The sequence below is a fragment of the Mesoflavibacter zeaxanthinifaciens DSM 18436 genome, from assembly GCF_000422365.1.
GTDB lineage: Bacteria > Bacteroidota > Bacteroidia > Flavobacteriales > Flavobacteriaceae > Mesoflavibacter > Mesoflavibacter zeaxanthinifaciens.
This window is the reverse complement of the sequence record NZ_AULQ01000010.1, coordinates 83509-98656: the sequence shown is the minus strand read 5'-3', so window position 1 is coordinate 98656 and position 15148 is coordinate 83509. Positions and strand designations below refer to the sequence as shown.

Sequence of the window (15148 nt, the reverse complement as noted above, 5' to 3'; positions counted from 1 at the left end):
TTACAAACTTTATTTTAATTCTAATCTTTATCAACAACCGTTTGGTCTTCTAAAAATAAAGATACTTTTTTTGGATTATTATTAACTACTGTGATGTAATCATTATTTAAGTTGTTGTCGCTAACCATAACTAAAGATAGATTATTTAATTGCGATAACTGAAATGGTAATACTCCTGTTAAATTGTTGTTTGACAATACTAATTCTTCTAATTTAGATAATTCTGCAATTGTTTCAGGTATATCTCCTTCTAATTGGTTATCTATTAAACTTAATATTTTTAATTGTTTTAAGTTATTGATTGAATAAGGTATTGTACCTTGTAAATAATTACTACCTAACTCTAAACTTTCTAACTCTGCTAAATTTGTAATTGTTTCTGGTATTTGTCCTGTAAACTTGTTACTGTAAAGAGCAACAACTTCTAAATTCTTTAAATCTCCTATCCAAGATGGAATATTTCCTTCTAATTGATTTAAGAATAACTCTAAATTTTCTAAAGATTTTAGGTTTGATATAGTATTTGGTAATGTTCCGTTAATTTTATTGAAACCTAAATTAATTGATTTTAAGTGAATTAAATTTCCTATTTCTGAAGGTAATTGCCCTTTTAAATTATTGAAAGAAAGATTTAATCCAACTACTTTAGAATCTTGAACAGTTACACCATGCCAAGTGTTTATTGGCGCTTCTAAATCCCAAGTTGTATTCCAACTAGCTCCGTTTGTACTGTTATAAAGTGCTACTAAAGCTTCTTTTTCTGAATTTGAAACTTCTGCAAAAGATAACATTGCAGTTAAAAAGAAAACGATGGTTAATTTTAAGTGTTTCATGGTGAATTATAGATTTGGTTTCTAATTTCATATTAAAACTAACTTAAAAGAAGGTGAATGACAAATTCTTTCGATTAAATGCATAAAATTTTAACATTCATTTCGGAAAAAGACGCATTTCATCGGATATTTACTTGAAGCTAAACACTATATTCTACGTTTATCGACTAAAAACACTGTTAAACAGCATTTTGCTAAAATTCAACATTTAGTAATTCGCCACTAATTTGAAGTAATTGTAATTCGGCTAATTTTGCGGCATATTTAGCTTGATTTCTGCTTAATTCTGTGTTTAATAAATTAAGTTGTGCTTGTCTAAATTCGATAGAATTAACTTGTCCTATTTTAAATTTTTCTTGTGTACGATCAAAGTTATTTTGGGCAGTGATGATGTTTTTTTCTTGGATATTATATATCTCCAATTTATTCATATAATCGTCCCAAGCATTATCAAAATCTCTTTGGATTGATAATAAAATATTTTCTTTTTGAAGTTGCTGTGTTTCTAAATTTACTTTTGCATTTCTTACACGCGTTATAGTTGCTCCGCCATCAAATAAATTCCAGCTTAAATTAAGTCCGCCAGACAGTCCTGTATTTGTAGATACAGTCACAAAAGATGCTGCGTTGTTATTGTTTTTATTCCAACCATAACTACCTGTTAATCCTAACGTTGGCAAATATGCAGATTTACCTGATTTAATATCTAACTGACTAATAGCTATATTTTTTTCTGTTTGAAGTAAAGCTACATTACGCTGTTTTGCCTTTTCAAATAAGCTATCTTTTTTAAACTGAAGTAAAAAATCTACTTCTGTTTCTACGTTAAAATCTTCGGTAAACGTTTCGCCTAAAACCAGCTTTAAATCTCGTTTTGCTATTTTTAAATCTTGTTTTGTGTTTATGATATTAATACTATCTGTGTTTATATCTACTTCTGCATTAAGTACTTCTAGTTTAGTATTTTGTCCGTAATCAAATTGATATTCTGCTCTAACTAACCTATCTTTTGTTACTAAAAGTGTTTGATCTAAAGTTTCTAAATTTTCTGAGAGTTGAGCCACATTGTAATACACAGAAAACAACTGTACAATTGTATTCTCAATGGTTTCTCTTACCTGCAATTCACTTAATTGATACTGTTCTTTTAGCCGCTTGTAATTATAATGCCTTCCTAAACCATCAAAAATGGTATAATTTAAACTTACACCTGCATTATACCTGTTACTTTCTGCTCCGTTTAAAACGGTTGAATTTCCGTTAGAAAATTCTGCTTCTGTATTATCTAAATTATAAGTTGCACCAGCAGTACCTGTTACTGTCGGTAAATATCCAGAGTTTAAAACACTTGTGTTATTTTCGGCAACTTGAACATTGTTATTTGCAATTTTTATATCGTAATTATTATCTAAAGCTAATTTTACTGCTTCTTCTTTGGTCAAGACTTGTTGTGCATTCAAATTATTGATGCAAAACATAATAGAAATGCTTATTAAAAATGCAAAATTACTCTTCTTCATCTGTTTCATGTTGTTCTATTATTGCACGTTCTACTTCTTCTTTGGTTACATTATTACCTGTTGCTAACCATTTCCCTTTTTGTTTAATTGTATTGCTAAACGATAAAAATAGAGGCAGTACTAGTAATGTTAATATTGTGGCATAACCAATACCATAAGAAATTGAAATTGCCATAGGCTTTAAAAATTGCGCTTGCCTACTTTTTTCTAAAAGTAAAGGTGCTAAACCAGCAATAGTCGTTAAAGAGGTTAAGAATATGGCTCTAAAACGTGATTTACCAGCTTCAGATAATGCGATTTCAAATGGCATTCCTTCTTTTAAATTACTATTAAATTTACCAATCAAGACCAAACCGTCATTAACCATAATTCCTATTAAAGCGATAATCCCTAAAAGCGATAAAATATTTACAGGAAAACCAGAAATCCAATGTCCCCAAGCTACTGCTGTTAAGCTAAAAGGTATTAAAAGCAATAACAATAATGGTTGAGAATAACTTCTAAAAGTGAAAGCTATAGTAATGTAAATTAGCAGTAATATAGGTATTCCTGCTGCTTTTAAAGATCTTCCTAGTTTACTAAACTCTCTATTTTGACCTTCAAAAGAAGCATTAATTGTTGGATATTTTGACTGTAAATTTGGTATAAAATTATCTTTTATATCATCCAAAATATCATTTGGACTTGTACTAGGATCTTTTAAATCTGCATAGACTTGTATTTCGCGCTTTCCTTCTAAATGGTTAATTGCCACGTCACCACGAACAATATCATATTCTGCAATGTCTTTTAAAGTAACACGCTCGCCGGTTGGTGTTACAATACGCATAGCGTCTAGATCATTGATTGAGCTTCTGTTGTTTTTATCGTAACGTACCCAAACTCTAATCTCGTCTTGTCCACGTTGAAAACGTTGTGCTTGCGCACCAAAAAACCCAGCTCTTACCTGAGACATTACTGTTCTTAAATCTAAACCAAGTAAATAGGCGTTATCTTTAAGTTGTAGTCTGATTTCTTTAATTCCTGCAGGATCATTATCTCCTATATCTTTAAGTAAAGGATTAGATTCTAAATACTTTTTAAGCTCTTGTTTTGATGCTTTGAGCTCTTCAATATTATTACTCAATAATGATACTGAAACTGGACTACCACCAAAATTCCCTCCAGAACCATAAATTAGTCGTTCTGTTCCTATTACTGGTCCAACTAATTCTTCTAACCTATTGGTTACTAAAAAGGATTGGATTTCGTCAGGACGTTCTTCACCTGGTAATAAATTAATTCTTAAAGTTGCGCTAGAGCTACTACTAATATTAACTATTGTGTTTTCAAACAGTTGCTTTCCTGTACCTTTTAAATATTTTTCTGTAAGCTCTTCATTAACAATAAACGACTTTTCTTCTATCATAGAAATGATAGAATCTGTAATCTTTACGTTAGTTCCTGCTGGCATTACCAACTCGATATTTGCAGAGTCACTTGCTATTCTTGGGAAGAAAGACGTTTTAATAATGCCACCACCAATAGATCCAAAAGTAATCACTAATAAAGACACAAAAATACCTAATGACAACACCTTATAACTTAATACAAACTTTAAAACTGGTGTATATACTTTATCCCTTAAGTATGCCATAAAGTTATCTCCTGCTTTATTAATACCTCGCATTACAGCAAAAAAACCTTTAGATTGTTTAGCGTGAAGCTCTTCCTTTTTTATTCTTAATGCTTTAGAATGTGCTAAATGAGCAGGTAGGATTATTAATGCTTCTACTAAAGAAACTACTAGCGTGAGAATAACAATAACGGATACTTCGCTAAAAAATTCGCCAATACGACTTTCTAAAAAGAAGAATAATGAAAACGCTAAAAGTGTTGTAGCAATTGCTGAAACTACTGGCGGAATCACTTCTAGCGTTCCATCTATTGCTGCTTGGATAGGTTTTTTTCCTTTTTCGTAATGTTGATAGATGTTTTCGGCAATTACAATACCATCATCTACCAAAATACCAATTACGATAATCATCCCAAATAGTGACAATACATTTATTGTTACATCAAATTGACCTGCAAAAGCAAACATCCCAAAAAACGAAATTGGTAACCCAAAAGCTACCCAAAGTGCTAATCTTGTATTTAAGAAAATAGATAAAAATACTAGCACTAAAATCATACCTACAACTGCATTTTCTACTAGTAATTCTGTACGTTGATTTAATGTAATTGATAAATCTCTAATAACATTTAATCTAACGTTATCATACTTTTGATTATAATCTTCTATGTAGGCTTTTACTTTATCTGCTGAAGAAATTAAATCTTCATTATTAGTACTTGTAATTGTTACATTAACTGCTAAATCTTGATTAAAATACGTTGCATTTGGTGTTTCTGAAAAACGATCTCTTATTATTGCTACATCTTTTAATCTAATAACTTTACCATCTGCAGATGCTCTAACAACGATATTAGACAGTTCTTTACCGTAATACTCACGGTTATTAGCTCTAATTAAATATTCTTCGGCTTCTGTTTTTACGTTTCCACCAGTGACTAAAATATTGGCGTTACTAACCGCTTGAGCGACTTCGTTAAAAGTTAAATTATAGGCTAATAAATCAAGTTCGTTTACTGCTATTTCAATTTCTTCTTCAGGAAAACCAGAGATTTCAATTTGCGATATACCTTCTAATGCACGTAGATCGGTTTCTACTTGACGCGCTAATTGTTTTAAAGTAACTAATGGCACGTTGTTTCCGCTTAAAGCGAAAGAAATAGTTTCTCTTACCGCTTCTTGTTTAGAAACCACCAAAGGTTCCATTCCTGTAGGGAAAGACGGTACTCTATCTACTGCATTTTTAACTTCTAAAAGCATAAAGTCAAGACTTTCGCCTTTTTCAATTTCAACAGTAATTGATCCGCTATTTTCTCTAGATACCGAAGTCACACGGTCTACACCTTTCAATCCTTTTAAATTATCTTCAATTTGAAGTACAATACCTTCTTCTATTTCTTGTGGTGATGCACCTGGATAAGTAATAGCTACATTGATAATTTTAGATTCAGTTAATGGGAAAAATGAGGATTTTAATGATAAAATACCAAGTATACCAAATACAATAAAGGCTATAATAAAAATGTTTACTGCAACGTGATACCTTATAAAATATTCAATTATCTTTTTCATTATTTAATTGAATCTTTAGTTGTTGCTGTAGTACTACTTGATGATTTTACACGCATACCTGCATAAGCTCCTGGTACTGGTTTACGTAATATGATTGTACCATTTGGCACGTCTTTTAAAATTACTTTTGTATCAGAAAAATGTATTGGTTTTGCAGGTATCACATCTAACAAACTATCTTTAACTATATAAATTTCTTGACTATCTAAAAGCAAGTTTCTGTCTATTTCTATAGCATTGTCTACTTTCTCTGCATCTAAATTTGCTTCTAGATACATGCCTTCTTTTAAATCTGGATGTTTTACTTCTATAAACACAGTTATGGTTTGTGTCGTCGCATCAATATTACCATTTACACGAGACACTGTTCCTGTATAGTTTTCAGTTTTTTCTAAGTTAGAAAGGCTAACATTTTCGCCTTCTTTTAAAACACTTGCAAAAGATTTACTCACTGCAACTTCCATCTCGTAAACAGAAGGATTGATAAACTCCCCTAATTTTTGTCCATTACGTACTAAGGTACCTTCGGTTACTAAAGCTTCGGTTAAAATTCCTGAAAACGGTGCAGTAATGCGATATTTTGCTAACCGTTGCTCTAAGTTTTTAACGTTGTAATAGGCACTAACAATACCTCTTCCGGTGATGAAATAATTTTCTTTTTCATTTGAAATTTCTGGAAGTTTTGGTGTTGTTTTGTTTAAATCAAAACCATTTAAATACGATTGCCACTTTGGGAAAACATCTGGAAAATCTAAACGTAAATCTGGCATAATTGCAGCTATGCTATTATATAAATTACTTTTTGCAGATTGTACGCTAGCATAATATTCTGAGGCATCAATACGAATTAAAGTTTCTCCTCGGTTATACTTTTGTCCTGGTTTAAATAACTTGTTGCCTGTTTTAAAAATACCTTGCACTTCTGAGTACAACTCAACTCTTTGCTTAGCTGTTAAGTTACCGTTGGCTTGAATAACAATAGGAACAGTAGTATTTTTAACGGTATCTGTTAATACAGTTTTTACCACTTTAGGCACTACTGGTTTTGGCTTGTTCTTATTATTTACTAGTGTTTTTGCTCCAAAATAAGCTACTGCAATTAAAGCTAAACCAAGTATGCTAAGTATAATTTTACGCATGGTTAGAAAGTTATAAATCTTAAAACTACAAAACTAGCTTTTAGATAGATGTAACTTTCTTAAAACTTTCTTAAAAAGAAATTAGCTAAGAGACTCTAATTCAATGGTAATAGCTTCCCAAGTTTCCATAAGTTCTGATAATTGATCTTTTTTTGCTTGGTAGTTATCAAAGAAGTTTGGCTGCGCAATAACTTCATCATAATTTGTTGCTAACTCTACATCAATTTCTTTAATTTCTTTTTCTAATTGATTGATTTTAGCTTCTGTATTACTCAGCTTATTATTTAAAGATTTTAGTTTCTTTTGGTCTTCGTAAGATTGCTTATTACTTGCTTTTGGCGATTCTTTTTCAACGGTACGTTTTTCGACTTCACGTAAATTTTCAACATTACGTTGTTCTAAATAAAAATCGATATCACCTAAATATTCTTTGATGTGTTGATCTTTAAATTCGAAAACTGTATTGGTCAATCCTTGCAGAAAATCTCTATCATGAGACACTAATATTAATGTGCCTTCAAAACGTTGTAGCGCATCTTTTAGGACGTTTTTAGATTTAATATCTAAGTGATTTGTGGGCTCATCCATCACTAATACGTTAAAAGGCTGAAGCATTAGTTTTGCTAAAGCAAGACGGTTACGTTCTCCTCCAGAAAGTACGCGCACATATTTATCTACTTCTTCGCCTCTAAATAAAAACGACCCTAAAATATCACGTACTTTACTACGGTTAGATTCGTTTGCGGCATCTATCATCGTGTCTAACACAGTTTTACTTCCGTCAAGATACTCTGCTTGATTTTGGGCAAAGTAGCCTATTTGCACATTGTGACCTAGTTTAAGATTTCCATCGTGTTCAAGATCACCAACAATTATTTTAGCTAACGTAGATTTACCTTGTCCGTTTTGTCCAACAAAAGCTGTTTTAGCATCTCTTTCGATTAACAAGTCTACTTTACTTAAAACTTGCTTTTTCCCGTAGCTTTTAGATACGCTGTTAGCCTCTACAACAACTTTACCTGGCGTTACTGATACAGGGAAATTTAAGGTCATGACGCTGTTATCATCTTCATCAACCTCAATAATATCCATGCGATCTAGCTTTTTGATTAAAGACTGCGCCATAGTTGCTTTACTAGCTTTAGCACGGAATTTTTCAATTAGCTTTTCGGTTTGCTCTATTTGCTTTTGCTGATTTTTTTGAGCGGCTAATTGTTGTGTTTTAATCTCATCTCGCAAGACTAAATATTTACTGTATGGTTTTGGGTAATCGTAAATTCTACCTAAAGAAATTTCGATAGTACGATTGGTTACATTATCTAAAAACATTTTATCGTGAGACACTATAACTACTGCACCAGAATAGTTGTTTAAAAACCCTTCTAACCAAATAATAGACTCGATATCTAAGTGATTTGTTGGCTCATCCAATAACAAAATATCATTGTTTTGTAGTAGAAGTTTCGCAAGTTCAATACGCATACGCCAACCACCAGAAAATGTATCGGTGAGTTTATTAAAATCTTCACGTTTAAATCCTAATCCTTGTAATATTTTTTCGGTATCACCTTGATAGTTGTAACCTCCAATAATTTCGTATTGGTGTTGGACTTCGTTTAGCTCTACCATTAAATCATGATAGCTTTCACTTTCATAATCGGTACGTTCAGCTAATTGTGTATTTATGGTTTCCATCTTAGCTTCTAACGATTTTATTTCTTCAAAAGCTTGATAAGATTCTTCTAATACTGTTCTACCAAAAACAAAGTCAATATCTTGTTTTAAAAATCCAATTTTTATATCCTTATCTGTTGCTATTTGACCAGAGTCAGGCTCCATTTCTTTGGATAAAATTTTAAGCATTGTAGATTTTCCTGCTCCGTTTTTACCTATAAGTCCTACCCTATCGCCACCATTAAGCTTGAAGGTTATGTCTTCAAAAAGATATTCACCTTGAAAAGAAATAGATAAATTATGAATATTGAGCATAGATTTGTGACTTTTGTTACTTATAATTTTACCAAGAAACTTTAAATTTGTGTTTCTTAAAATCAATTGCAAAAGTACACAATTATTATGTTTAAAAAAGGCTCTAAAATATACTCTATTATAACTGGCGCATGCCCAAAATGTCAAGAAGAATCAATGTATGAAGATCCTAATCCTTACAATGTTTCAAAACTATTTAGCATGCACGAGCGTTGTAGCAATTGCAATACAAAATATAAAATAGAACCATCGTTCTTTTACGGTGCAATGTATGTTAGCTATGCAGTTGGTATTGCTTTTGGTGTTGCTGCTTTTGTTATTAGCTACCTTTTTATTGGGTCGTCTTTAAAGACTGCTTTTATAGCTATTGTTGGCGCTTTAATTGTGTTTTATCCTGTTATAGTAAGGCTTTCTAGAAATATTTGGATTAATATTTTTATGAGCTACGATAAAAAATTAGCCAAAAAAAATTAATTTTTGGGCGTTACCTTTATCCTAAAAGTGTTTAGAATAAAGGTCGCGTTATCCACTATATCTTTTTTTTATGGATCACCTAGCGTAGTCGCAATTGATCCATAAAAAAAAGGATGCCGTTACTACCGCTAACGCAACTATCTACTATGTATTGGCAAATCTGCTAATATTAATCTCATCATCTAAAGGCATTTCATTTTCAATGTGATTAAAAAGCTGTTTTGCAATGTAAGGTCCAATCATAACACCTCTTGTTCCTAAACCATTAAGCACAAACATATTTTTATATTCTGAATGAGCGCCAACTAATGGTCTTCTATCTTTAACCGTTGGTCTTATTCCTGACACTTGATTTACAACTTCAAAATCGCATTTTAAAAAGGTTTTAAGCTTATTTAAAAGCTCTTCTTTTGCTTTTTGGGTAATATTATTAGTTTTATCAGTCCACTCATAAGTAGCTCCTACAGTGTATTGATCTTTTTCTTTTAAAGGAATTAAAAATGCACTAGATTTTAATACGTAATCCAACTTTAATTTTGGGGCTTTTATAATTAGAAGTTCGCCTTTTGTTCCATTAAGCGGTAGATAATTAAAAAATGGATTTTGTTTTAACCCAAAACCTTCGGCAAAGACAATATGTTTTGCTTTTATAGTTTTATAAAGTATACCTGTTGATTTTACTTCTAACTGATTATGGTTAAAAGTTTCAGGGTAATAACTATTTAAACTTTTTAACCAGATTTTATAGTTATCAATTAACGTATTGGTATCTATTTTTCCGGTTTGTAAAACTTCGCCTAATTTAAAATCTGCATCAATTGCATCATTTTCATTAGAAATTAAATTAGTGTTTAAAAATGGTTTTAATCCTTCTTTATCTGAAGCTTCAAACCAATTGTTTTGTTCTTCTAATGAAGTAAAACGTCTTCTTACAGGTATTTTATAATCTAATTTTACATCAAGTCTATCTTCAATATTTTGATAGATTGGGATAGCCAAATCTAATTGCTCTTTACTTTTCCAAACTTTTGAGAATCGTTTTAAAACTACCGGATTATACAATCCGCCAGCAACTAATGATGATTGCTGACTTTGATCATCAAATACAATAAATGACTTTTGATTTGAATATAGTTGCTCGCAAAAAGCTATTCCTGCCAAACCGCAACCAACAATTATATAATCTACTTCCATGATGCAAAGGTAATAAAGGGTATAAAAAAACGCTCACTAAAATAGTGAGCGTTTTTAAATATTATTTAGTTACTTATTAGTAAGACCACATGTCTAGCTCAAAGTTTCTAATTTTTTCTTTAATTCTTTCAGATTCTAAAAGTTGCATTAAAGCATTTTCTGCAATGTATTCTTTTACTTCTCTATCTCCATAAACGTTTTCTTCTTTGTAGATAATACCATTAAAACGTCTTGAATTTAAGATATGATCAAAAGTAAAAGGCATAGCACTGTTTTTTGTGTTGAATGCTTTTGCTTCGTGTAAAACATCTCTTGCATCTGGATAGAAAATCCAGAATAATGGAATTGGCTCGTTGTTAGCAGGATCGTCTGAATCGATAAAGTTAACATCTGGAGCAGCTGGTGCAATTGCAAGAATACGATATTTTAATTCGCCTTGACGCTTGTCAAAGTACCATAATCCTTTGATTAAGTAAGCAGATACATTGTAAGCAGAAATTGTTCTCTTAATAATGTATTCTGGATCTACGTAACCATCTGCATTTAACTGATCGTAACCAATATCCATTGTATCAATAGATGTTCTGATTTGAGCAATCTCTTTTTTAGTCTTCTTTGAAGTAAAATAAGAGTCTGTATAAACGTCTTCAATTTTATTTTCGTCTACAGCTTTCATTAATGCATCAAATAAAGAACGTCTATCGCTTCCAATATTATTTGTATCTACTGGATAGTATAATGGAAAGTTTACACGCTCATCTAAAACCACTTTTTCCCAAGTCATTTTAGCAAACATAATATCTCTATCATCAACATAACCGTATTCTAAAGGTTTGTCGTTATCTAAAGCTTTTTGTTCTTCTGTTCTAAACCCAATTTGATCTGGATCTTTTGCATTAAGAATGTTAGCTTGTGCATTTACTTGAGCAGTAAAAACTACTCCGAATACGATTGCTAATAAAGATTTATAATTCATCTGAAAAATTTTAAAATGTTAATCAATTATGATTAGTTTGCTAACTCAATTACGATAGCTGTTGCCGGCTTAATTTTTACGCTTGAATTAGCTTTTGACGAAATGTCAAATATTTGGATTGCCTCACCACGCTTAGCTTTTCTTAACGCTGCTTTAGCTTGTCCGTTTAATTTATTACCAGATACTCTTACTGTAGCTTCACCTGGAACTTTAAATTTGAAACCTGTTACCGTTAATGGTAAATCAAAATCAAAGTCTTCTAATTCTGCTTTAATAGTACCTATTTCTACGTTGTTTCTTGGTAAAGAACCAGAAGACATACCTGCGATCTTACCAGTTGGCTTAGGAATATCTTTAATTCTAAATGTTTTACTATCTCTAGCTGAAGAACCATCGTCTAAGGTAGCTGTAACATTAATAGTTACTTCTTTACCTCCACCTGGACTCATAACATATTTACCAACACCTGAAGTTTTAGATAATCCATTACCTGAGGCTTTTACTTTGTTATCTGGCACACCAGCAAATGAAATTGTCATTGGGTTAGGTACACCACGGTAAACAACATTCATTTTGTCTGCAGATATAGTAGCAGAGTTAGGTCTTGGTACAACAACATAGTTACCTTTGATGTCAATTTCTAATGGCTTACCATCTTCTAAGAAAGTAAATTTACCATCAATTTCGTGCTCACCAACATTACCTACGTTGAAGTCTAATCTAGCAGCTCCTGTAGAATCGATAGCATTAGATAAATCTATTTCTTGACCAGAAACAGTCATTTTTGTTGGTACAACGTTAGCATACTTTCCTAAAACTACACGTCCTTGGAATTTTTCACCTGCGAAAAACGCTGATTTATCTGCTAATACAATTGCTTGATAATTTTTTAATGATGTAGCATCACTAACTAAGTTTCCTAAAAACCCATTATAAATGTTAGTTTCTGTAGCTTTTACATCATTTTGCATAGCTGTTAACTTAGTGTAAGATGCGATAGCTGGAAAACCTTGGAAGTGATAGTTTAACCAATCAACTTTTTTTCCGTCTTTATTTTCAACTTTGTTTGTGCTAAAACGCTCTTCAAAGCTAGTAATAACTGGTTGCCACTTTCCTTCGTTAGGGATAACAGCTTTAATATCTGATTTGTACTTTTCTATTCTGTCAACAATCTCTTGACCTCTTTTAGTTAGTCTGTCTCCAGTAAACCAATGTTCGTCAAGTTTGTCACCTTTGTCCATTTCTTCGTAAGGTAACTCTCCTGCTTCCATTTCGTAACCTCCTAATTTTACAATGTCTTTAGCTTTTACATCATCTAAAAACTTATAAAATTCGTCAGAGATTATACTTATTTGTTTAGCTTTTTCATTTGCTGCAGCAAATTCTTCAGGTTTTTCATCAGCTTGTGTTTCTAACTGCTTTAAAATACCATCATTTGAATTTGCAGCTAACTCGTTAGCTCTATCAAATTTTTGATCCATTAACCCAAATGCAGATAGTACTTCTTTTGACATTGTCATTGCAATCATTGCAATAAATACTAAATACATCAAGTTAATCATTTTCTGCCTTGCAGATAATTTTCCTCCTGCCATTTCTAATTAGTTTTTTTAATTAATAAATAAATTTGAACTAATTACTAATTAGTTTTTTGACATTGCAGATAACATTCCACCATATACTCCATTTAATGAAGATAAGTTAGATGCTAAAGATTGCATTTGCTCTTTTAATTTTGCAGCGTTTTCTACAGTTTCTTCGTTAATTGAAGCTTGGCGAGTTGCAGCTTCCATTTGTACTTTATATAGACTATTTAAAGACTCCATTTGTGCAGCAGCTAAAGTCATTTCTTCACCATACTTTTTTGTAGCAGCAACTGAATCTACTGTAGGTGCAATTCCTTTTGCAGCACCTTCGAAATTTTTAATACTTTCTCCTAAGCTTGCCATTAACTCTCCGTCAATTTTAGCTTCTTTTAATAAGTTATCTAATTTTTTAGATAATAATCCTTCTGCTTCTTTTGGATCTTCTTTTACAGCTTTTTTACCTGTAGATTTTCCTCCTGCTAATTCTGGATATACTAGTGACCAATCTAATTCTGCTTGAGATTTTTCAAATGCAGAAATAGTAAATACTATTGCTTCTACAATCATACCAATTGTTAAGATTAAAGAACCGTAAGGCCAGTGTTGAATCTTGAATAAAGCTCCAATAATTACGATTGCAGCTCCTAGTCCATAGACCATATTCATTGTTGAAAGTTTTCCTTTTTGTGCCATAATTTCTAAGTTTTAGTTTTTTGTCTACTAGTGTAGGTTATTATAATTTAGTTAAGTTGTTTAGTTTATTATTTTCTTGCATTGGCTGTTACATCTGTACCCATGTAATCTTGAACAGTTCTAAAACCAATGTAACTTCTTGCAGAGTCTGCGTATTCGTAATCTCTAGAACTTACTTGTAAAAAGTAAGCTACATCTTTCCAAGATCCGCCTCTAACTACTTTACGCTTATTATTAGGATCGTTTACACTTGGATTGATAGTTGATGCGTATTCATAAGAACCTGGATCATATGATGAATCTACCCATTCTGACACATTACCAGCCATATTATATAAGTTAAAGTCATTAGGCTCGTAGGCATCTGCTTCAACAGTATATAATGCTTGATCAGCCGCATAGTCTCCTCTTAAAGGTTTGAAGTTTGCCATAAAACAACCTCTGTCGTTTTTAGCGTAAGGTCCTCCCCAAGGGTAAGTAGCAGCTTGTAAACCACCTCTTGCAGCATATTCCCACTGAGCTTCTGATGGTAATCTATATCTAGCTACAAAATGTTTACCTCTTCTTTTTCTTTCGGCATTGTGGTATAGTGTTCTCCACTCACAAAATGCTTTAGCTTGTTGCCAAGAAACACCAACTACTGGGTAATCGCTATATGCGTCATGCCAAAAATAGTCGTTGTGCATTGGCTCGTTATAAGAGTATGCAAAATCTCTAATCCAAACAGTTGTATCAGGATAAATTTCTACCTCTTCTTTTACTATAACGTCTTTACGTCTTAATTTTTTATTTTTTGCAGCTTTAGCTATATCCATGTAAGTATACTGGAATTTAAACTTAGTTACATCCCAAGTTCTTTGTCCGTTGTAAGATTCTTCTAAAGGAAGATACATAGTGTCCATTACTTCCACGTAATATTCATCAGGATATTCTGCCGTGTCAAAAATTAAATCTACATCATGATTTAATTTTCTGCCTTCATAACCAGTTTCTCCTAGACCACTGTAGTTATCGTACATGTATTGCTCGTATGGAGTCATATTTTCTGGATCAGCGTCTTTAAAAGCAAACTCGCCTATTCCTCCACTACCAGGAGTTTCTCCTACCTCATCAGCTAAGATTGCTAATTTGGTACGAATTGTTGAGTCACGTACCCATTCTACGAATTGACGATACTCACTATTAGTGATTTCTGTCTCATCCATATAGTAAGATGCTACAGTAACTGTTTTAGCAGGTGCATCTTGGATACCAGCCAAATCATCGTCGGCTTTACCCATAATAAAGGCTCCACCAGGTATTAAGGTCATACCGTAAGGCTTTTCTGGATGCCATTTTTTTCCTTTAACACCAACTAGCTGTCCTTTGTCTTTAGACCCACAACTTGCCAATAGTGCGAAAACCGCTGTTAGTAATACAAACTTCTTCATATTCATAGAAAACTCGAGGTTAATTTTATACTCTTAAAATTTTAAGAGCGTAAACATATTTATATATTTTTTAAAAAACAACTTTTTAATGTAAAAATATCACGTTTTATCGTCAAAATTTAACATT

General features: G+C 32.0%; 11 protein-coding genes. 1 reads left to right on the top strand and 10 read right to left on the bottom strand.

What is annotated here, in order from left to right; genetic code table 11:
- Window positions 1–20: 20 nt before the first annotated feature.
- The 5 genes from H574_RS0110540 to H574_RS0110520 all read right to left on the bottom strand — a co-directional run bounded on the left by H574_RS0110540 (window position 21) and on the right by H574_RS0110520 (window position 8668).
- The gene (locus H574_RS0110540) at window positions 21–833 is read right to left on the bottom strand and encodes a leucine-rich repeat domain-containing protein (RefSeq protein ID WP_027880548.1); all 813 of its coding nucleotides are present in this window, start codon (window positions 831–833) and stop codon (window positions 21–23) included.
- A 194-nt stretch (window positions 834–1027) separates the two neighbouring features.
- Window positions 1028–2353, bottom strand: a complete 1326-nt coding sequence (locus H574_RS0110535; RefSeq protein WP_027880547.1) for a TolC family protein — start codon at window positions 2351–2353, stop codon at window positions 1028–1030.
- On the bottom strand, window positions 2340–5540 hold the full coding sequence (locus H574_RS0110530; protein ID WP_027880546.1) for an efflux RND transporter permease subunit: 3201 nt from the start codon (window positions 5538–5540) through the stop codon (window positions 2340–2342). Before H574_RS0110530 ends, H574_RS0110535 begins: the two co-directional genes overlap by 14 nt.
- A complete protein-coding gene (locus H574_RS0110525) occupies window positions 5540–6679 on the bottom strand; it encodes an efflux RND transporter periplasmic adaptor subunit (RefSeq protein ID WP_027880545.1) in 1140 nt (379 codons plus the stop codon). The genes H574_RS0110530 and H574_RS0110525 overlap by 1 nt, the downstream gene beginning before the upstream one ends.
- 81 nt (window positions 6680–6760) lie before the next feature.
- Window positions 6761–8668 carry an ABC-F family ATP-binding cassette domain-containing protein gene (locus H574_RS0110520; RefSeq protein ID WP_027880544.1) on the bottom strand — a complete coding sequence of 636 codons (1908 nt, stop codon included), beginning with the start codon at window positions 8666–8668 and terminating at the stop codon, window positions 6761–6763.
- An 87-nt stretch (window positions 8669–8755) separates the two neighbouring features.
- Here H574_RS0110520 and H574_RS0110515 point away from each other — a divergent pair, with 87 nt between their 5' ends.
- Entirely contained in the window at window positions 8756–9142 is a 387-nt protein-coding gene (locus H574_RS0110515) for a DUF983 domain-containing protein (RefSeq protein ID WP_027880543.1), read from the top strand.
- A 144-nt stretch (window positions 9143–9286) separates the two neighbouring features.
- On the opposite strand, the gene H574_RS0110510 is transcribed toward H574_RS0110515, so the two are convergent.
- The 5 genes from H574_RS0110510 to porK form a co-directional block, all read right to left on the bottom strand.
- Window positions 9287–10336 carry an NAD(P)/FAD-dependent oxidoreductase gene (locus tag H574_RS0110510; protein ID WP_036227550.1) on the bottom strand — a complete coding sequence of 350 codons (1050 nt, stop codon included), beginning with the start codon at window positions 10334–10336 and terminating at the stop codon, window positions 9287–9289.
- A 76-nt stretch (window positions 10337–10412) separates the two neighbouring features.
- The gene (gene porN / locus H574_RS0110505; protein ID WP_027880541.1) at window positions 10413–11312 is read right to left on the bottom strand and encodes a type IX secretion system ring subunit PorN/GldN; all 900 of its coding nucleotides are present in this window, start codon (window positions 11310–11312) and stop codon (window positions 10413–10415) included.
- Between the two features lie 32 nt (window positions 11313–11344).
- A complete protein-coding gene (porM, locus tag H574_RS0110500; protein WP_027880540.1) occupies window positions 11345–12907 on the bottom strand; it encodes a type IX secretion system motor protein PorM/GldM in 1563 nt (520 codons plus the stop codon).
- A 48-nt stretch (window positions 12908–12955) separates the two neighbouring features.
- Window positions 12956–13591: a type IX secretion system motor protein PorL/GldL gene (gene porL, locus H574_RS0110495; RefSeq protein WP_027880539.1), complete on the bottom strand. Its 636-nt coding sequence runs from the start codon at window positions 13589–13591 to the stop codon at window positions 12956–12958.
- A gap of 68 nt (window positions 13592–13659) precedes the next feature.
- Window positions 13660–15021: a T9SS ring complex lipoprotein PorK/GldK gene (gene porK, locus H574_RS0110490; RefSeq protein ID WP_051169875.1), complete on the bottom strand. Its 1362-nt coding sequence runs from the start codon at window positions 15019–15021 to the stop codon at window positions 13660–13662.
- Window positions 15022–15148 lie beyond the last annotated feature (127 nt).